The 17,711-nt window shown below is 69.7% G+C and carries 14 protein-coding genes and 1 pseudogene; 7 read left to right on the top strand and 8 right to left on the bottom strand.

Annotated elements, in window-relative coordinates:
* Positions 1-14: 14 nt before the first annotated feature.
* The 5 genes from ABZO29_RS32235 to ABZO29_RS32215 form a co-directional block, all read right to left on the bottom strand.
* A complete protein-coding gene (locus ABZO29_RS32235; protein ID WP_367323692.1) occupies positions 15-284 on the bottom strand; it encodes a hypothetical protein in 270 nt (89 codons plus the stop codon).
* A 75-nt stretch (positions 285-359) separates the two neighbouring features.
* A complete protein-coding gene (locus ABZO29_RS32230; RefSeq protein ID WP_367323691.1) occupies positions 360-2,042 on the bottom strand; it encodes a glycoside hydrolase family 13 protein in 1,683 nt (560 codons plus the stop codon).
* Between the two features lie 349 nt (positions 2,043-2,391).
* Positions 2,392-3,303: a sugar ABC transporter permease gene (locus ABZO29_RS32225; RefSeq protein WP_367323690.1), complete on the bottom strand. Its 912-nt coding sequence runs from the start codon at positions 3,301-3,303 to the stop codon at positions 2,392-2,394.
* Positions 3,304-3,316: 13 nt separating this feature from the next.
* Positions 3,317-4,321: a carbohydrate ABC transporter permease gene (locus tag ABZO29_RS32220; RefSeq protein ID WP_367323689.1), complete on the bottom strand. Its 1,005-nt coding sequence runs from the start codon at positions 4,319-4,321 to the stop codon at positions 3,317-3,319.
* 110 nt (positions 4,322-4,431) lie between these two features.
* Positions 4,432-5,706, bottom strand: coding sequence for an extracellular solute-binding protein (locus ABZO29_RS32215; protein WP_367323688.1), 1,275 nt, complete (start codon positions 5,704-5,706; stop codon positions 4,432-4,434).
* 381 nt (positions 5,707-6,087) lie between these two features.
* Here ABZO29_RS32215 and ABZO29_RS32210 point away from each other — a divergent pair, with 381 nt between their 5' ends.
* Together ABZO29_RS32210 and ABZO29_RS32205 are read left to right on the top strand one after the other, a co-directional pair.
* On the top strand, positions 6,088-7,122 hold the full coding sequence (locus tag ABZO29_RS32210; protein WP_367323687.1) for a LacI family DNA-binding transcriptional regulator: 1,035 nt from the start codon (positions 6,088-6,090) through the stop codon (positions 7,120-7,122).
* Positions 7,123-7,254: 132 nt separating this feature from the next.
* On the top strand, positions 7,255-8,127 hold the full coding sequence (locus ABZO29_RS32205; RefSeq protein ID WP_367323686.1) for a phosphatase PAP2 family protein: 873 nt from the start codon (positions 7,255-7,257) through the stop codon (positions 8,125-8,127).
* Positions 8,128-8,346: 219 nt separating this feature from the next.
* On the opposite strand, the gene ABZO29_RS32200 is transcribed toward ABZO29_RS32205, so the two are convergent.
* Positions 8,347-11,343, bottom strand: coding sequence for a bifunctional [glutamine synthetase] adenylyltransferase/[glutamine synthetase]-adenylyl-L-tyrosine phosphorylase (locus tag ABZO29_RS32200; protein WP_367323685.1), 2,997 nt, complete (start codon positions 11,341-11,343; stop codon positions 8,347-8,349).
* 140 nt (positions 11,344-11,483) lie between these two features.
* Here ABZO29_RS32200 and ABZO29_RS32195 point away from each other — a divergent pair.
* Positions 11,484-12,028 (top strand): annotated as a pseudogene (locus ABZO29_RS32195) (pyridoxamine 5'-phosphate oxidase family protein).
* A 21-nt stretch (positions 12,029-12,049) separates the two neighbouring features.
* On the top strand, positions 12,050-12,484 hold the full coding sequence (locus ABZO29_RS32190; protein WP_367323684.1) for a VOC family protein: 435 nt from the start codon (positions 12,050-12,052) through the stop codon (positions 12,482-12,484).
* Between the two features lie 60 nt (positions 12,485-12,544).
* Here ABZO29_RS32190 and glnA read toward each other — a convergent pair whose 3' ends face one another.
* Positions 12,545-13,906: a type I glutamate--ammonia ligase gene (gene glnA / locus ABZO29_RS32185; protein WP_367323683.1), complete on the bottom strand. Its 1,362-nt coding sequence runs from the start codon at positions 13,904-13,906 to the stop codon at positions 12,545-12,547.
* A gap of 317 nt (positions 13,907-14,223) precedes the next feature.
* On the opposite strand from glnA, the gene ABZO29_RS32180 reads away from it, so the two are divergent.
* Positions 14,224-15,411 carry a globin domain-containing protein gene (locus tag ABZO29_RS32180; protein ID WP_367323682.1) on the top strand — a complete coding sequence of 396 codons (1,188 nt, stop codon included), beginning with the start codon at positions 14,224-14,226 and terminating at the stop codon, positions 15,409-15,411.
* Positions 15,412-15,712: 301 nt separating this feature from the next.
* Here ABZO29_RS32180 and ABZO29_RS32175 read toward each other — a convergent pair whose 3' ends face one another.
* A complete protein-coding gene (locus ABZO29_RS32175) occupies positions 15,713-16,147 on the bottom strand; it encodes an Rrf2 family transcriptional regulator (RefSeq protein ID WP_367323681.1) in 435 nt (144 codons plus the stop codon).
* Between the two features lie 166 nt (positions 16,148-16,313).
* Here ABZO29_RS32175 and ABZO29_RS32170 point away from each other — a divergent pair, with 166 nt between their 5' ends.
* Both ABZO29_RS32170 and ABZO29_RS32165 read left to right on the top strand, forming a co-directional pair.
* Positions 16,314-16,973, top strand: a complete 660-nt coding sequence (locus tag ABZO29_RS32170) for a DUF3105 domain-containing protein (protein ID WP_367323680.1) — start codon at positions 16,314-16,316, stop codon at positions 16,971-16,973.
* Positions 16,970-17,596, top strand: coding sequence for a DUF305 domain-containing protein (locus tag ABZO29_RS32165; RefSeq protein WP_367323679.1), 627 nt, complete (start codon positions 16,970-16,972; stop codon positions 17,594-17,596). Before ABZO29_RS32170 ends, ABZO29_RS32165 begins: the two co-directional genes overlap by 4 nt.
* Positions 17,597-17,711 lie beyond the last annotated feature (115 nt).

Genomic DNA, 17,711 nt, shown 5'->3' with positions numbered 1-17,711 from the left:
CCCGGTCCGGCGACTCAGAGCGCGATGAGACCTGCGGCCGTCGGCCTGAACCCGCAGGCATCGAAGTAGAACGACCGCTGGAACGCGTGGGCGCCACCGTCCCAGGCGACGTTCACGAAGCCGACGAGGTCACCGGCATGACGTGCACAGACCCAGCCAAGGCTGTGGCGGTGCACCCGGGTCAGCCAATCGACGGTGATGGGCCGATGATCGAAGCCCTCCGCATGCAACGCGTTGACGGCTGAGTTGTCGAAGTCGCCGCGCCATTCGTAGGTGATCGTCATGGCGCGAAGGTAGGGGCCTGCCACCCAACTGGGTAGCAGGCCTCCGGGATTGGATGCGATGCGCCTGCGGGAACGTCAGGCCGTCGTCCACCACACCGTCGTGTCCGCCGGCACCTTCGCCTCGCCGTCCGTCTCGCTCACCTCGCCGCTCGCGAGGAGCACGCGGCCGTGCACCGGCGTGGTCACCGACTCCGCCGTCGTGTTCGCGACGCACACGAACTCGCCGCGGCGGAAGGCGAGGACGCCCTCGGGTGCCTTCAGCCACTCGACCGAGTCACCGGCGCCCAGGTCGGGCCGGGCGCGGCGGACCGCGAGTGCGCAGCGGTACAGCTCCAGGGTGGAGTCCGGTTCGCCGGTCTGGGCCTCGATGCTCAGCTCTCCCCAGCCCTCCGGCTGCGGCAGCCAGCTGCCGCCCGCGCCGAAGCCGTACGAGGAACCGGTGCGCGTCCACGGGATGGGCACTCGGCAGCCGTCACGGAAGCCGTCCTGGCCCGCGCCGCGGAAGTACGCGGGGTCCTGGCGCACCTCGTCCGGCAGGTCGACGACGTCCGGGAGGCCCAGCTCCTCGCCCTGGTAGATGTACGCCGAGCCGGGCAGCGCCAGCATCAGCAGGGTCGCCGCTCTCGCCCGCCGAAGGCCCAGTGCGCGGTCGCCGGCGAGACGGATCTGCGTGCCGAGGCCCGGCGGGTTGGCGAAGCGGGTGGCGTGGCGGGTCACGTCGTGGTTGGACAGCACCCAGGTGGCGGGGGCGCCCACCGGGCGCATCGCCTCGAGGGTGCGGTCGACGACCGTGCGCAGTTCGGCCGCGTCCCACTCGGTGGCCAGGTACTGGAAGTTGAAGGCCTGGTGGAGTTCGTCGGGGCGGACGTAGTTCGCGGTGCGTTCGATCGTGGGGGTCCAGGCCTCCGCCACGAAGATGCGCTCGCCGGCGTACTCGTCGAGGACCGTGCGCCACTGCCGGTAGATCTCGTGCACACCGTCCTGGTCGAAGAACGGCATGACATCGTTGCCCAGCAGCTTGAGCTGGTCGTGGGATCCCAGGTCGGGAAGGCCTTCCGCCTTCACCAGGCCGTGTGCCACGTCGATGCGGAAGCCGTCGACGCCCATGTCCAGCCAGAAACGGAGGATGGAGCGGAACTCGTCGCCCACCGCCGGGTGCTCCCAGTTGAAGTCGGGCTGTTCCGGCGCGAAGAGATGCAGGTACCACTCCCCGTCCGGCACCCGTGTCCACGCCGGGCCGCCGAAGATCGACTCCCAGTCGTTGGGCGGGAGCTCACCGTTCTTCCCCTTGCCGGGGCGGAAGTGGTAGCGGTCCCGCAGCGGCGAGCCGGGGCCTTCCTTCAGCGCCCGCTTGAACCACTCGTGCTGGTCGGAGGAGTGGTTCGGGACCAGGTCGACGATGATTCTGAGCCCGAGTTCGTGGGCGTCGCGGATCAGCGCGTCCGCGTCGAGGAGGTTGCCGAACATGGGGTCGACGGCCCGGTAGTCGGCGACGTCGTAGCCGGCGTCGGCCTGCGGCGACGCGTAGAAGGGGCTGAGCCACACGGCGTCCACGCCGAGGTCGCGCAGGTACGGAAGGCGGGAGCGTACGCCCTCCAGGTCCCCCATGCCGTCGCCGTTGCTGTCGGCGAAGCTGCGCGGATAGACCTGGTAGATCACCGCGTCCCGCCACCAGTCACGGCGCTTGGTGACGGTGGCGACGGCCGCTGCGGAGGTGAGGGTCGGGGCCGGGTCGGCGGCGGAGTGCTGCTGGCTCATGGCGTCCTTGATGCGTAAGGGGGTTCGGGTCACGGAGGTCTTCGGAGGGGGCTAACGGCAGTGTGGCGCGGTCAGGTTTTCCCCGGTTTACGGAAACTTCGGGATTCGTCGGGGCACAGGTGTGAGGCGGCCGCGGTGACAGCGGGGTCGGATGGACACCGCGGCCGCCACCCGCGCGGTCAGGCGCGCGGGAGTTGTGCAGTGAAGGGCCGAGCGGGTCGCCTGCGGTTCGGCAGCGCCCCGAAGGGCCGCGGGGCTGTATCGATCATGTGCTCCGCCGCGCGGGCGCGACCGGCCACGACGGCGCCGCAGGCAAGCGACGACCCGTCGCGGCCCTCCCAGCCGAGCGTCACCCTTTCGTGCCGCCGGCGGTGAGGCCGGTCACCAGGTTCCTCTGCACGAAGTAGAAGAACGCGGAGACGGGTATCGCGATCAGCACCGCGGTGGCGGCCATCAGGTTGCGCTGGGCGTCGTGTTCGCTGACGAAGGTCTGCAGACCGACCGCGAAGGTGTACTTCGTGTCGGACAGCATGAACGTCGACGCGAACGCGACCTCACCGAAGGCCGTGAGGAAGCTGTAGAAGGCGGCGACCGCCAGGCCCGGCTTGGCGAGCGGCAGGATCAGTCGCGCGAACGTGCCGAAGGGGGTCAGCCCGTCGACGCGTCCCGCCTCGTCGATCTCGAACGGGATGGTGTCGAAGTAGCCCTTCATCAGCCAGGCGCAGTAGGGGACGGTGGTCGTGCAGTAGACGAGGACGAGACCAAGGTAGCTGTCGATGAGCTGCAGGTCCGACAGGATCTGGTACATCGGCACCATGAGTACCGCTACCGGGAACATCTGGGTGACCAGGAGCACCCACATGAACTTCTTGTAGCCAGGGAAGCGCATGCGGGAGACGGCGTAGCCGGTCGTGGCGGAGATGATCACACCAATGAGCGTGGTGCCCAGGGTGACGATCAGCGTGGTCTGGAGCCAGTCGAAGAACTTCGTGTGCTCCAGCACGAACGAGTAGTTGTCGAACGTCATCTTGCCCCAGATGGCGCCGGGGTGCAGATAGTCGTCCTTGTCCGGGCCGAGGGACAGGTAGACCAGCCAGGCGACGGGGAAGAGCGCGATCAGGCTCGCGACGATCAGGATGCCGTGGGAGACGAGGCGCGCGGCGGGGCCGCTCTCGCCGCGGCGGAGCACCCTACGGGGTTTGCCGGCCGCGGAGTCGTCCTGGGGCGCCGCGGCGGAGGTCTCAACAGTGGTCGTGCTCATGGGGACTCCTGCCTCAGATCGCGAGCTGCTGCTCATTGCGGTTCAGCCAGCGGCGGTAGAAGGAGGTGAAGACGATCAGGATGGCCAGCAGCAGGATGCCGTAGGCGGCCGACTGCGCGAAGTCGCGCGGCTGCTGTCCGAAGCCGAGGTAGTACGCCCAGGTGACAAGGATCTGGGCGTCGGGGGCGGTGTTGCCGAACAGCAGGAAGATGATGGCGAACTGGTTGAAGGTCCAGATGATGCCGAGGAGTACGACGGTGGAGCTGACGGACCTGAGGCCCGGCAGGGTGACGTACCGGAAGCGCTGCCAGGCGCTCGCGCCGTCCATCTCGGCGGCCTCGTAGAGCGAGGAGTCGATGGACTGCAGTCCGCCGAGCAGCGACAGCATCATGAAGGGGACACCGCACCAGGTGTTGACCATGATCGCGGCGAACCGTTGCCAGAAGGTGTCCTCGAGCCACAGCGGCGACGGCAGATGGAGCGCGTCCAGCGCCGAGTTGATGATGCCGCCGTCGGCGAGCATGAACCGCCAGCCGAAGACGGTGACGAAGGTGGGCACGGCCCAGGGCAGGATAAGGATCAGCCGGTAGAGGGTGCGGCCGCGCAGCTTCTGGTTGAGCAGCAGGGCGAGGCCCAGGCCGATCGTGTAGTGCAGGGTGACGCAGAGCGCGGTCCATACGACCGTCCAGATGAAGTGCGACCAGAAGCGGTCGTACGCCGTCGGGCCGAACAGGATGTCCTGGTAGTTGTCGAGGCCGATGAACTTGTAGGTGGCGTCGATGTGGTTGACGCCGATCGTGCGGGCCGTGTTGAGGCTGTTGGCGTCGGTGAGGGTGAGGTAGAGGCCGTACACCAGGGGATAGAGCACGAGGACGCCGAGGACGATCACCACCGGGGCGATCATCGCGTAGGCGTACCAGTGCTTCTGGTAGCCGTGCTTCAGGCGCTGTCCGAGCCCGGGGCGCGGGCCGGGCTCACCTCGGCGCTTTCCGGTCGCGCGGTCGATGGCGACTGTCATGGTTCGACAACCTTCTCGCAGGTCTGCAGATCAAGGGGTGTACGGCACACAGGCCGACGACCGCCGGATCCCTCCCCCCATGTTCGAGGGCTCCGGCGGTCGGTCGGTGCTTACTTGCTGAAGTCCGGCACCAGCTTGGCGATGGCGACTTCGACGTTGCTCAGGCCCTTGTCGAGGGACTCCTTGCCGCCCGCGATCTTGGGCAGTTCGGTGTCGAGCGGGCCCCACAGGGAGCTGTACTCGGGCAGGGCGGGGCGCGGCTGGGCGGCGGCGAGGACGCCCTGGTAGCCGGCGATGCCCGGGTCGGCCTTGACCTCGGCGGTGTAGGCGTCGTCGCGGGTCGGCAGGGTGGAGTTCTTCAGCGCGATGCTCGCCTGGGACTTCGCGGAGGTCATGAAGTTGACGAACTTCAGTGCGGCCTTCTGGTGCGCGGAGTCCGAGCCGGCGTAGATGGAGAGGTTGTGGCCACCGGTCGGGGCGCCCGCCTTGCCGGTGGAGCCGGCCGGGACGGTGGCGATGCCGAGGTTGGCCTTGTCCTTGAACGCGGTGCCCTTGTAGAAGTTCGTGATCTCCCAGGGGCCCTGGACGATCGCGGCGACCTTGCCGTTGACGAACGCGTCCTGGATGTGGGCGTAGGCGTCGGCGGTGGTGTCGGCCTTGTGCAGGCCCTTGCCGTCGAAGAGGCTCAGCCAGGTGCCGTACGCCTTCTTCGCGGCGTCCGAGTTCACCGTGATCTTCTTGGCGCCGGCGTCGACGGTGTCGGTGCCCTCGCCGTAGAGGAAGGTCTGGGCGTAGTAGGCCTGGGTGGAGCCCCAGTAGCCGTCGACGCCGGTCTTGTCCTTGATCGTGGCGGCGGCCTTCTTCAGGTCGTCCCAGGTCTTGGGGGCCTCGGTGATGCCCGCCTTGGTGAAGAGCTGCTTGTTGTAGACGAGCGCGAGCGTGTCGGTGACGAACGGCACGCCGTAGGTCTTGCCGTCGTACTTGGCCTGCTCGATCAGGTTGGACTTGAAGTTGCTCTGGTCCGCGAGGGCCTCGGTGCCGTCCAGCGGCAGGAAGTAGCCCTTCTTGGCGAAGGCGGGCGTCCAGCCGACCTCGGAGCGCAGCACGTCCGGGGCGCCCTTGGAGCCGGCGGCCGTGTCGAACTTGTTCTGCGCCTGGTCGAAGGGCACGTTGACGTACTTGACCTTGATGTCCTTGTTGGCGGCCTCGAACTCCTTGACCAAGGCCTGGTACGTCGGTGCCTCGTTGGTGGCGTTGGAGGTGTCCCACCAGGTGATGGTGGTCGGACCGCTCGAGTTGTCGCTGCCGCTGTCATCTCCGCCGCAGGCCGTCGCCGCGAGGGCGAGGGACGCCACCAGCGCGGTGGCTGCTATGCCACGCCGCATGAGTTCTCCTTGAGGGTGAAAGCCCGTGTGGTGCAGGGGCGGTCCCGTCTGACGCTCCTGCCGACTTGCCGACTGCGCCGTTGCCGCCGCCGGGCGTCAGGGAACGTAACAACATTGCAAGCGCCGCGAAAGTCCTTGCAGCAAAAAAGTGCAAGGGATCTCCGAAGTTATCCGGGCGTGACCTCGCAGCGACCACCATGAGACGCTTGTTTACAGCGGTGGAGCGGCGCGGGGGCCTGTTGTGCAAGACTCTGCAAGCTCTTGCCATCACTTTCATGAGGGAGCGCGATGACGCAGCAGTCCGGACCGGGTCGGCCGGCAGGTCGCCCACGGCGCCCAATTGGTGCGCAAGGCGACACTTGGCCGGTACAGTCCCACCCTGTGACCACACGGCTTGCCGACATCGCTGCCCAGGCGGGGGTGAGCGAAGCGACCGTCAGCCGCGTCCTCAACGGGAAGCCGGGCGTCGCCGCCACCACCCGCCAGTCCGTGCTGGCCGCCCTGGACGTGCTGGGGTACGAACGCCCGGTGCGTCTGCGGCAACGCAGCGAGGGCCTGGTGGGCCTGATCACCCCGGAGCTGGAGAACCCGATCTTCCCGGCGCTGGCCCAGGTCATCGGCCAGGCGCTGACCAGGCAGGGATACACGCCCGTCCTCGCCACCCAGACGCCGGGCGGATCGACGGAGGACGAGCTGACGGAGATGCTGGTCGACCGCGGGGTCGCCGGGATCATCTACGTCTCCGGACTGCACGCCGACACCACCGCCGACATGGAGCGCTACGAGCGGCTGCGCGCGCAGGGCGTGCCGTACGTGCTGGTGGACGGCTTCTCGCCGAAGGTGCAGGCGCCGTTCATCTCCCCCGACGACCGCGCGGCGATGACCCTGGCCGTGACGCATCTCGTCTCCCTGGGCCACACCCGCATCGGCCTCGCCCTCGGCCCCAAGCGGTTCGTACCGGTCCAGCGCAAGATCGAGGGCTTCGTGCGCGCGATGCAGGACCAGCTGGGCCTGAGCACCGACGTCATCGAGTCGGAGCTGGTCCAGCACTCGCTCTACACCCTGGAGGGCGGCCAGGCCGCGACGACGGCGCTCATCGGGCGGAACTGCACCGCGGTGGTCTGTGCCAGCGACATGATGGCCCTCGGCGCGATACGGGCGGCACGGCAGCACGGCCTGCAGGTCCCGAAGGACATCTCGGTCGTCGGCTTCGACGACTCCCCGTTGATCGCCTTCACCGACCCGCCGCTGACGACGATCCGCAAGCCGGTCCCGGCGATGGGCCAGGCCGCGGTGCGCACCTTGCTGGAGGAGATCGGCGGGACGCCCGCGCCGCACAGTGAGTTCGTGTTCATGCCGGAACTGGTGGTGCGTGGTTCGACCGCTTCGGCCCCTGGGGACCGTAATCGTCCGTAGGGTGGAGAAATAAGCTGGTACGGACAGTGCGTTGGTAGGAGGTAGAGGAGTCTCCTGGCCGTAGGAAGTGCGCGGTGAACCCGACCAGGGGATGATCGGAGCGGCAAGGCTTTTCTGGCAGACTTTGTGCCCATGGGTGAAGCGACCGTGACACCACTGGAACGCCGCGGAGAGGCCGTTCCGTACCCCGTCACGGCCGAATCCGAACCGGGCCGGCTGCACCGCCTGCGCAAGCCGCGGCACCCCCGCATCTGGTTCGAGATCCTGCTCATCGGGATCAGTTACTGGACGTACTCACTGATCCGCAACGCGGTCCCGGAGCAGAGGGCCGAAGCCCTGCGCAACGCCGACTGGCTGTGGCGGACCGAGCACCACCTGGGCATCGCCGTGGAGGAATCGGTCAACCACGCCGTCAACTCGGTGACGTGGCTGATCGTAGGCATGAACTACTACTACGCCACCCTGCACTTCGTGATCACCCTGGGTGTCCTGGCATGGCTCTACCGCAGCCACCCGGGCCGCTACGCGGCGACCCGCCTGGTCCTCTTCGCGACAACGGTCGTGGCCCTCGTCGGCTACTACCTGTATCCACTGGCACCCCCGCGTCTCATGAACGGCGGCGGCTTCGTCGACACGGTCCTCGTCCACGAGACCTGGGGTTCGATGGCCTCCGGCGACCTGAAGAACATGTCGAACCAGTACGCCGCGATGCCCTCGATGCACATCGGCTGGTCCGTGTGGTGCGGCCTGACGATCTTCGCCCTGGCCAGAATCCCCTGGGTACGCGTCCTCGGCCTCCTCTACCCGGCCGCCACCCTCGTGGTGATCGTCGCCACGGCCAACCACTTCTGGCTGGACGCGGTGGGCGGCGTCCTGTGCCTGGCCTTCGGCTTCGCGGTGGCGGGGGCTTGGTACGGAGCCCTGCCTTACGCACTGCCGAGACTGGTACCGCCGGTTCGGCCCACTACTACCGACGTCCGCAGCGCCTCGATGAACGGCGCGTGACGCCACGCCGGCGGGGCCGCTTCTCCGCCACGACGGCGGGACAGCCGCCGGACGACGGGAGCGGGCCGGGGCGGTGCGTCGCAGCCCGTCGCTCAGCTGGTCCACCGGAGACAAACACACCGCCCCCACCCGACGGACCACCCGCCGCAGGCAAACCGGCCCGCCCCACCGCAGGCAACACCCCCCGCAGGCGAACCGGCCCAACCGCCGGAGGCTGGCTCACGCCCCGTAGAACAGCTCGTCCACCACCGCCCGAGCCCGGCGCGTCGTACGCCGATACCCGTCCAGCATCTCCCCCACATGCCCCGGCCCGTACCCCAGGTACCGCCCCACCGCCGCGAGCTCCCGGCTCTCGGACGGAAACGTGTCCCCGGCCCGCCCCCGCACCAGCATCACCGCGTTCCGCACCCGCGTGGCCAGCACCCACGCCTCGTCCAGGATCCCGGCGTACTCCCCGGAGATGAGCCCGGCAGCACGCGCCGCGGCCAGCGCCTCCCGCGTCCGGGTCGTCCGCAACCCCGGCTCGGCCCACCCGTGCCGCAGCTGCAGCAGCTGCACGGTCCACTCGACGTCCGACAGCCCCCCGGGCCCGAGCTTGGTGTGCAGCTTCGGATCCGCGCCGCGCGGCAGCCGCTCCGACTCCATCCGCGCCTTCAGCCGCCGGATCTCCCGTACGGCCTCCTCCCCGAGCCCCTCCGCCGGATACCGCAGCGGATCGATCAGCTCAATGAACCGCCGCCCGAGACCCTCGTCCCCCGCAACGGGTTCGGCCCGCAGCAGCGCCTGCGACTCCCACACCAGAGACCACCGGCGGTAATACGCCTCGTACGACTTCAGCGTCCGCACCAGCGGCCCCGACTTGCCCTCCGGCCGCAGATCCGCGTCGATCAGCAGCGGCGGATCCGAGCTGGGGATCTGCAGCAGCCGCCGCATCTCGGCGACGACCTTGTTCGCCGCCTCCGAGGCCTCCCGCTCCTCGACGCCCTCACGCGGCTCGTGCACGAACACCACGTCCGCGTCCGACCCGTAGCCCAGCTCGTGCCCGCCGAACCGCCCCATGCCGATCACGGCGAAGCGGGTCGGCAGGGTGTCCCCCCACACCTCCCGCACCACGGCCCGCAACGTCCCCGCGAGCGTCGCGGCCGTCAGGTCCGACACCGCGCCGCCCACCCGGTCGACGAGCGCCCCCTGATCGGGCTCGGCCGGCTGGGTCTCGGTGCCGTAGGAGCTGACGATGTCGGTGGCGGCCGTACGGAACAGTTCCCGCCGCCGTACGCCACGCGCCGCCGTGACCGCCTGCTCGGCGTTCTCGGCCCGCCCCACCGCGGCCAGGATCTCCTGCTCCAGGTGTGCCCGCCCCCGAGGCTCGAGCCCACCCCCGTCGCCCTCGCCGAGCAGGGCCACCGCCTCGGGCGCCCGCATCAGCAGATCGGGCGCCAGCCGCCCCGCCGACAGCACCCGCGCGAGGTTCTCCGCGGCCGCGCCCTCGTCCCTCAGCAACCGCAGGTACCAGGGCGTCTTGCCCAACGCGTCCGACACCTTGCGGAAGTTGAGCAGCCCCGCGTCCGGGTCGGCCGAGTCCGCGAACCAGCCCAACAGCACCGGCAGCAAGGTCCGTTGGATCGCCGCCTTGCGCGTGACGCCGGACGCGAGCGCCTCCAGGTGCCGCAGCGCGGACGCCGGGTCCGCGTACCCGAGGGCGACCAGCCGCTCCCGCGCCGCCTCCAGGCTCAGCCGCGCCTCGCCGGGGGCGAGCTGCGCGACGGCGTCGAGGAGCGGGCGGTAGAACAGCTTCTCGTGCAGACGGCGTACGACGCCGGCGTGCCGCTTCCACTCGCGGTTCAGCTCGGCGACCGGGTCGGTGCGCAGGCCGAGGGAGCGTCCGATGCGGCGCTGATCGGCCTCGTCCTCGGGGACGAGATGGGTGCGGCGCAGCCGGTAGAGCTGGATGCGGTGCTCCATGGAGCGCAGGAACCGGTAGGCCTCGTCGAGCTGTGTGCCGTCGTCCCGCCCGACGTACCCGCCCGCGGCCAGCGCCTGCAGCGCGTCGAGCGTGGTGCCGCTGCGCAGCGAGGCGTCCGTCCGCCCGTGCACCAACTGCAGCAGCTGCACGGCGAACTCGACGTCGCGCAGTCCCCCGGGGCCGAGCTTGAGCTCGCGCTCGATCTCGGCGGCGGGGATGTTCTCGACCACCCGCCGCCGCATCTTCTGCACGTCGGTGACGAAGTTCTCGCGCTCGGCGGCCTTCCACACCATCGGTTCGAGCGCGGCGATGTACTCCTCGCCCAGCTCGATGTCGCCGGCCACGGGGCGGGCCTTGAGCAGCGCCTGGAACTCCCAGGTCTTGGCCCAGCGCTGGTAGTAGGCGAGATGGCTGCTGAGCGTGCGCACCAGCGGACCGTTTCTGCCCTCGGGCCGCAGATTGGCGTCGACGGGCCAGATGGACCCCTCGACGGTGGTCTCGGAGCACACCCGCATCATGTGCGAGGCCAGTTTGGTCGCGGCGCGCAGTGCCTTGCCCTCGTCGGCCCCTTCGGCGGCCTCGCCCACGAAGATCACATCGACGTCGGACACGTAGTTGAGCTCGTGGCCCCCGCACTTGCCCATCGCGATGACCGCCAGCCGGCACAGCGCGGCGTCGTCGGGCGCGGCGGCGCGGGCGATGGCGAGGGCGGCGCGCAGGGTCGCGGTGGCGAGGTCGGCTAGTTCGGCGGCGGTCTCGGCGACGTCGGTGGTGCCGCACACGTCTCGGGCGGCGATGGACAGCAGACAGCGCCGGTAGGCGACGCGCAGGGACACCGGGTCGACGGCCGCGGCGAGCCCGCGTTCGAACTCGTCCACCCCCGGATGCAGGTCGCGCGGCTCGTACATGACGAGCGCCTGCCAGTCGCTCGGGTGCCGCGCCAGGTGGTCGGCGAGCGCGGCGGAGGCGCCGAGCACCCCGAGCAGCCGGTCGCGCAGCGGCTTGGCCGCTATCAGCGTGTCGAGCAGCTCGCGGCGTGCGACCGGTTCCCGCTGCGCCTCGAGGAGCCGTACGAGACCGTGCAGGGCGAGATCCGGATCGGCGGTCGCGCCGAGCGCCTCGAGGAGCACCGGGTCGTTGCGAACAGTGGCGAGCTCCGCGCTCTCCAGCAGCCGCTCGGCGGCCGAGGGATCGGTGAAACCGTGCCGCAGCAGCCTGCTGAACGTACTGCTCCTGCGCCCCGGCGCCGTCATGCCCCGTCTCCCGTCGGATCAAGGTCGTACCCGCTCGAGCGTAACCGCAGTACCTGGGAGGAGCGCCGCGGCGTGCGGCGATGAGTTCCGCAGGCCCGGAGGGTCTGCCCTGTCGTAGGGACACGACAGGAGGTCGGCCGATGCCCGACAACGAACCCGAGACCCTTCTCGACCCCCGTTACAGCGACACGTCAGCCACCGCCACCCCTTGGCCCGAGGCCGAGGCCCTGCTCGCCGAGGCCGAGCTGTTCTGGATCTCGACGGTACGACCGGACGGGCGGCCGCATTCCCCCATAGCCCTGAAGGCATGGGGGGACCCCCATCACCGCTGCCCGCGGTCTGGGCGCACGGCGCCCTGCACTTCTGCACCGGGCCGGAGAAGCGCAAGGCACGCAACCTCGCGGAGAACCCGCAGGTCGTGCTGACCACCGGCACCGGCACCTGGAACAAGGGCTACGACCTGGTGGTGGAGGGCGAGGCTGCGCGCGTGTCCGACGACGGCAGGCTGCGCGAGCTGGCCGCGGCGTGGGAGGCGAAGTACGGCGGTTTCTGGCACTTCGAGGTACGGGATGGCTATTTCCACCACGGTCCTGGCCACGCCGCCGTCTTCGCGGTGGCGCCGCGCACGGTTTTCGGCTTCGGTAAGGGGGAGCCGTTCAGCCAGACGCGCTGGCGGTTCGACTGACGTCGACAAGGGAGTCACGCCATGGACATGAGCCTCGAAGTGATCCTGCTGCCGGTCTCCGACGTGGACCGGGCCAAGGAGTTCTATCGCGACAAGGTCGGCTTCCACGTCGACCTCGACGGCGAGGTGATGCCCGGGGTCCGGATCGTCCAGCTGACACCGCCGGGTTCGGGCTGTTCCATCGCCCTGGTGGACGGACTGAGGGTCCCGACGGGCACACCGCAGCCGGGCACGTACCACGGCATGCAACTCTGCGTGACGGACGCCAAGGCGGCCTACGAGGAGCTCAAGTCCCGCGGCCTCGAGGTGACCGAGCCCCAGCAGTTCGCACCCCAGGACGGCGCCACGTTCATGTACTTCAAGGACCCGGACGGCAACGGCTGGGCGATCCAGGAGTACAAGCGACGACTGACGGAGCCACTCCACCAGGTACTGGCGAAACTGGCGGCTCAGTAGCGCCCCTTCAGGGGCGCGGGGCCGTCAACGCGACCCCACGCCCCAACGGCGAACGAACCGTTACAGCACAGGCAGATTCTTCCGAAGCTCGAACGCGGTCACCTCGGACCGGTACTCCTCCCACTCCTGCCGCTTGTTGCGCAGGAAGAAGTCGAAGACGTGCTCGCCGAGCGTCTCGGCGACAAGATCGCTGCGTTCCATCAGCGTCAGCGCCTCGCCGAGGTTCTGCGGCAGCGGCTCGATGCCCATCGCGCGGCGCTCCGCGTCGGAGAGGGCCCAGACGTCGTCCTCGGCGCCGGGCGGGAGCTCGTAGCCCTCCTCGATGCCCTTGAGGCCGGCGGCCAGCATCACCGCGTACGCCAGGTACGGGTTGGCGCCGGAGTCGAGGGAGCGGACCTCCACGCGCGCGGAGCCGGTCTTGCCGGGCTTGTACATCGGGACGCGGACCAGGGCCGAGCGGTTGTTGTGGCCCCAGCAGATGTAGGACGGGGCCTCGCCGCCGGCGCCCGCGGTGCGCTCGGAGCCGCCCCAGATGCGCTTGTAGGAGTTGACCCACTGGTTGGTGACGGCCGAGGTCTCCGCCGCGTGCCGCAGCAGGCCGGCGATGAAGGAGCGGCCGACCTTGGAGAGCTGGTACTCGGCGCCGGACTCGTAGAACGCGTTGCGGTCGCCCTCGAAGAGGGAGAGGTGCGTGTGCATGCCCGAGCCGGGGTGCTCGGAGAACGGCTTCGGCATGAACGTCGCCTGGACGCCCTGCTCCAGCGCCACCTGCTTCATGACCAGGCGGAACGTCATGACGTTGTCCGCTGTGGACAGGGCGTCGGCGTACCGCAGGTCGATCTCCTGCTGGCCGGGGGCGCCCTCGTGGTGGGAGAACTCGACCGAGATGCCCATCGACTCCAGCATGGTGATCGCCTGGCGGCGGAAGTCCATGCCGACGTTCTGCGGGGTGTGGTCGAAGTAGCCGGAGTTGTCGGCGGGGGTCGGGCGGGTGCCGTCGACCGGCTTGTCCTTCAGGAGGAAGAACTCGATCTCGGGGTGGGTGTAGAAGGTGAAGCCCAGGTCGGAGGCTCGGGCCAGGGCGCGCTTCAGGACGTAGCGCGGGTCGGCGAAGGACGGGGAGCCGTCCGGCATGAGGATGTCGCAGAACATGCGGGCGGTGCCGGGGGCCTCCGCGCGCCAGGGCAGTACCTGGAAGGTCGAGGGGTCCGGCTTGGCGATCATGTCGGACTCGTAGACCCGGGCGAAGCCCTCGATCGCGGAGCCGTCGAAGCCGATGCCCTCGTCGAAGGCCTGTTCCAGCTCGGCCGGGGCCACGGCCACGGACTTGAGGAAGCCCAGCACGTCCGTGAACCACAGCCGTACGAACCGGATGTCGCGCTCCTCCAACGTCCGGAGCACGAACTCCTGCTGCTTGTCCATCTTCCGCTTCCCCATCCTTGCTGGTCAGGCCGCCTGTCTCCGGTACCGCGGGAGGCGGTCGGGCACCTGAGCATCCCACCACAACAGCATTTCATGCGCGTTGCGGACCTTGATCGCCGAAGCGACCGCGGCCCGAACGCCTCACGTCGGGCAGGTGTACTGCTCTTCCGCCCATCTTGCCTGCTCGGACCGACATCCGTAATGGCCGACCCCTTTCCTGCGCGAGCTCCTGCGTGAGCGACACCACTTCCCTTTAATTTGCATCTTGGATGCAAGTTTAAATACGGTGCCGATCAGCCGAGCCACAAGGAGCCCCGATGCTGTCCGAGCCGTCCGCCGCCACCGTCCGCGCCACCCTCCCCGCCGTCGGGGCGGCCCTGGGCGAGATCACCGAGCGCTTCTACGCCGGGATGTTCGCCGCCCACCCCGAGCTGCTGCGCGACCTCTTCAACCGCGGCAACCAGGCCGCCGGCACCCAGCGTCAGGCCCTGGCCGGTTCGATCGCCGCCTTCGCGACGCACCTCCTGGAGCACCCGGACCGGCGGCCCGACGCGATGCTCGGCCGGATCGCCCACAAGCACGCGTCGCTGGGCGTCACGCCCGAGCAGTACGCGATCGTCCACGAGCACCTCTTCGCCGCCATCGCCGATGTGCTGGGCGAGGCCGTCACCCCCGAGGTGGCGGCCGCCTGGGACGAGGTCTACTGGCTGATGGCGAACGCGCTGATCGCGATCGAGAAGCGGCTGTACGAGGAGGCCCGCGAGCCCGGCTGGCGGGACTGGCAGGTCGTGGAGCGGGTCACGGAGACCGCCGACGTCGTGACCTTCCGGCTGCGGCCCGTCGACGGCGGACCGGTGGCCGGCTTCCGCGCGGGGCAGTACGTCTCCGTACGCGTCGAGCTCCCGGACGGTGCCCGCCAGATACGGCAGTACAGCCTCTCCGGGGCGCCGGACGCGACGGTGCGGCAGATCAGCGTGAAGCGGGTCCACGACGGCACGGCACCCGACGGCGAGGTCTCGAACCACCTCCACGCGCGCGTGCGCGAGGGCAGCGTTCTGCAGCTGTCGGCCCCCTACGGCGACCTCGTCCTCGACGACGCCGCGGACACGCCCCTGCTGCTCGCCTCCGCCGGCATCGGCGTGACCCCGATGGTCGCGATGCTGGAGCAGCTCGCCGAGTCCGGGCACCGCGCCCCGGTCACCGTCGTGCACGCAGACCGCTCCCCCGCCGAGCACGCCCTGCGCGACGACCAGGAGGCGTACGCGGGGAAGCTGCCGGAGGCGGCTGTCCACTTCTGGTACGAGGAGGACGCCCCGGCGGCCGCCCACTCGGGGCTCGCCGACCTCGCGCGCGTGCCCGTCGCGCCCGGCACGCGCGCGTACCTGTGCGGCCCGCTGCCGTTCATGCGCGCGGTACGGGCCCAGCTGATCGAGAAGGGCGTGGCACCGGCCGACATCCACTACGAGGTGTTCGGGCCGGATCTGTGGCTGGCCCAGGAGGGCTGAGCGCTCCACTGCAGGCGCCGCGCTGTGCCGTCGATCGTCTGCGGCGCCATCGTGGCCGGTCGCGCCCGCGCGGCGGAGCCGCATGATCGATGCGGCCCTGCACCCCTTCAGGCCGCTGCCGGACCGCAGCGGACTTCGCCCGACCTGCCCGGGACTCCGCAAAGGCGACTGGAGGGCCCTTCTGATGGGTCTCCGTGGGACAAGGAGCGGCGTCCGGCGAGTGGGGCACCTCCCACGCCCTTTGAGGCAGTGGAGGAGCGTGCCGGGCGTCGCGACGCCGCGGAGATCCCTCAGAAGGGCCCTAAGACGCCCGGCCGATCTCCAGCAGCAACGGCCCCGTCGGGGCGGCGACCATGTCGTTCACGGTCAGCGGGTCCAGCGAGGCGTAGAACGCCTCCTGGGCCCGGCGCAGCGCGCCGCGCAGCCGGCAGGCGGAGTTCAGGGGGCACGGTGTGGCGCCCTCGCACTCGACGACGTCGCCCTCCCCCTCGAAGGCGCGGACGAGGGCGCCCACGGACGCCGTGCGGCCCTTCTCGGTGAGGGAGAGCCCGCCGCCCCGGCCGCGCCGGGCGTCGAGCAACCCCATATGCTGGAGTTCGGCGACGACCTTCGCCAGGTGCGTGTACGGCACGTCCATGTCCGCCGCGACCTCGCGGGTCGTGGGGCTGGACCCGCCGGTGACGGCGAGCCTCATGAGGACACGCAGGGCCAGGTCGGTGGAGCGCAGCAGCCGCATACCCGCAGCCTAAATAATGCGCATCCGCGGTTCAAAATATCGGCGGTGCGGTGCGCCGGGGGGCCGTACCGATCCGGCCGATGCTGTGCCCTCCCTGCGGGTCGTCACTCCTGCCCCATTACGATCAGCGCACCGACTGTCCCTTTCCCCCCGAAGGACACACCCCATGGCCGCGAAGAAGAGCAGCACCGGCGCACGCAAGGCGCGCATAGAAGAGATGCGGCGCGCGGAGCAGGCCCGCGAGCGGCGCAACCGGATCCTCACGATCGCGGCGAGCGTCGTGGTGGTCGCGGGGCTCGTCGTCGGCGGTGTCTTCGTCGTGAAGTCGCAGGGCGGGGACAAGGACGAGGCGAGCGACGCCAATAGCTCGGGCAGTTTCGTCATGGGCTCGGACGGGGTGAAGACCTGGAAGGGGAAGCTGGGCCGCACCCACGTCACCAAGACCGTGAAGTACCCGGCGGAACCCCCGGTCGGCGGTGACCACAACCCGGTCTGGCTGAACTGCAACGGCAACGTCTACACCGAGCCGGTCAACAACATGAACGCCGTGCACTCGCTGGAGCACGGCGCCGTCTGGGTGACGTACAACAGCAAGGCGTCGAAGGCCGACGTCGACGCGCTCGCGGCCAAGGTGAAGAAGACGCCGTACACGCTGATGAGCCCGGACGAGAAGCAGGCGGACCCGATCATGCTCACGGCATGGGGCCACCAGCGCACGGTGACGGGCGCGAGCGACCCGAACGTCGACAAGTTCTTCGAGAAGTTCGTGCAGGGCGAGCAGACGCCCGAGCCGGGTGCCTCGTGCACCGGCGGGACGATGAAGTGAGGAAGCACGCGGGCTGGATCGCGGGAACCGCGGCGGCGGCACTCGTCGCCGCCGGCGCGATCACCTATGCCCTCGCCGAGGACGGCGGCTCGGGTGCGACGACGCCGTCCGCCGACTCCGCGGACGCCGGGTTCGCGCGCGACATGGCCGTGCACCACCAGCAGGCCGTCGAGATGTCGTACATCGTGCGCGACCGCACCGAGGACGAGGAAGTGCGCCGCCTCGCCTACGACATCGCGCAGACGCAGGCCAACCAGCGCGGCATGCTGCTGGGCTGGCTGGACCTGTGGGGGCTGCCGAAGGTGTCGTCGGACGCGCCGATGACGTGGATGGGCATGGGCGACATGGCCTCCGGCAAGGACGGCGCGCTGATGCCGGGCATGGCGACCGACACCGAGCTGAAGAAGCTCGAGACGCTCAGCGGCAAGCAGGCCGAGGTCTTCTACCTCCAGCTCATGACGGACCATCACAAGGGTGGCGTCCACATGGCCGAGGGCTGTGCCGCCAAGTGCACCGTCGGGGTGGAGAAGCGGCTGGCGCAGGGCATGGTCGACGCGCAGGAGTCGGAGATCGAACTGATGGCGGGCATGCTGAAGGAGCGGGGAGCCGAGGCACGGCCCTAGCGCCCTGAGTCGCAGCACCGTGAAGTCATGGGGATTTCCCTGGAGTTCGCGGACGTAACCGCCAAATTCCCCCACACAGCGCTTACTTGGGCTCCTTTTGGTTTCCTCATTCCCC

The sequence above is a fragment of the Streptomyces sp. HUAS ZL42 genome, from assembly GCF_040782645.1.
In the GTDB taxonomy this organism is placed as follows: Bacteria; Actinomycetota; Actinomycetes; order Streptomycetales; family Streptomycetaceae; genus Streptomyces.
The sequence above is the reverse complement of the archived record's forward strand: the minus strand, read 5'-3'. Positions and strand labels throughout refer to the sequence as shown.

What these genes read in the sequence shown, in the direction of transcription:
- ABZO29_RS32235 (WP_367323692.1), bottom strand. Translation starts at nt 284, where the DNA reads ATGACGATCACCTACGAATGGCGCGGCGACTTCGACAACTCAGCCGTC.
- ABZO29_RS32230 (WP_367323691.1), bottom strand. Translation starts at nt 2,042, where the DNA reads ATGAGCCAGCAGCACTCCGCCGCCGACCCGGCCCCGACCCTCACCTCC.
- ABZO29_RS32225 (WP_367323690.1), bottom strand. Translation starts at nt 3,303, where the DNA reads ATGAGCACGACCACTGTTGAGACCTCCGCCGCGGCGCCCCAGGACGAC.
- ABZO29_RS32220 (WP_367323689.1), bottom strand. Translation starts at nt 4,321, where the DNA reads ATGACAGTCGCCATCGACCGCGCGACCGGAAAGCGCCGAGGTGAGCCC.
- ABZO29_RS32215 (WP_367323688.1), bottom strand. Translation starts at nt 5,706, where the DNA reads ATGCGGCGTGGCATAGCAGCCACCGCGCTGGTGGCGTCCCTCGCCCTC.
- ABZO29_RS32205 (WP_367323686.1), top strand. Translation starts at nt 7,255, where the DNA reads ATGGGTGAAGCGACCGTGACACCACTGGAACGCCGCGGAGAGGCCGTT.
- ABZO29_RS32200 (WP_367323685.1), bottom strand. Translation starts at nt 11,343, where the DNA reads ATGACGGCGCCGGGGCGCAGGAGCAGTACGTTCAGCAGGCTGCTGCGG.
- ABZO29_RS32190 (WP_367323684.1), top strand. Translation starts at nt 12,050, where the DNA reads ATGGACATGAGCCTCGAAGTGATCCTGCTGCCGGTCTCCGACGTGGAC.
- glnA (WP_367323683.1), bottom strand. Translation starts at nt 13,906, where the DNA reads ATGGACAAGCAGCAGGAGTTCGTGCTCCGGACGTTGGAGGAGCGCGAC.
- ABZO29_RS32180 (WP_367323682.1), top strand. Translation starts at nt 14,224, where the DNA reads ATGCTGTCCGAGCCGTCCGCCGCCACCGTCCGCGCCACCCTCCCCGCC.
- ABZO29_RS32175 (WP_367323681.1), bottom strand. Translation starts at nt 16,147, where the DNA reads ATGCGGCTGCTGCGCTCCACCGACCTGGCCCTGCGTGTCCTCATGAGG.
- ABZO29_RS32170 (WP_367323680.1), top strand. Translation starts at nt 16,314, where the DNA reads ATGGCCGCGAAGAAGAGCAGCACCGGCGCACGCAAGGCGCGCATAGAA.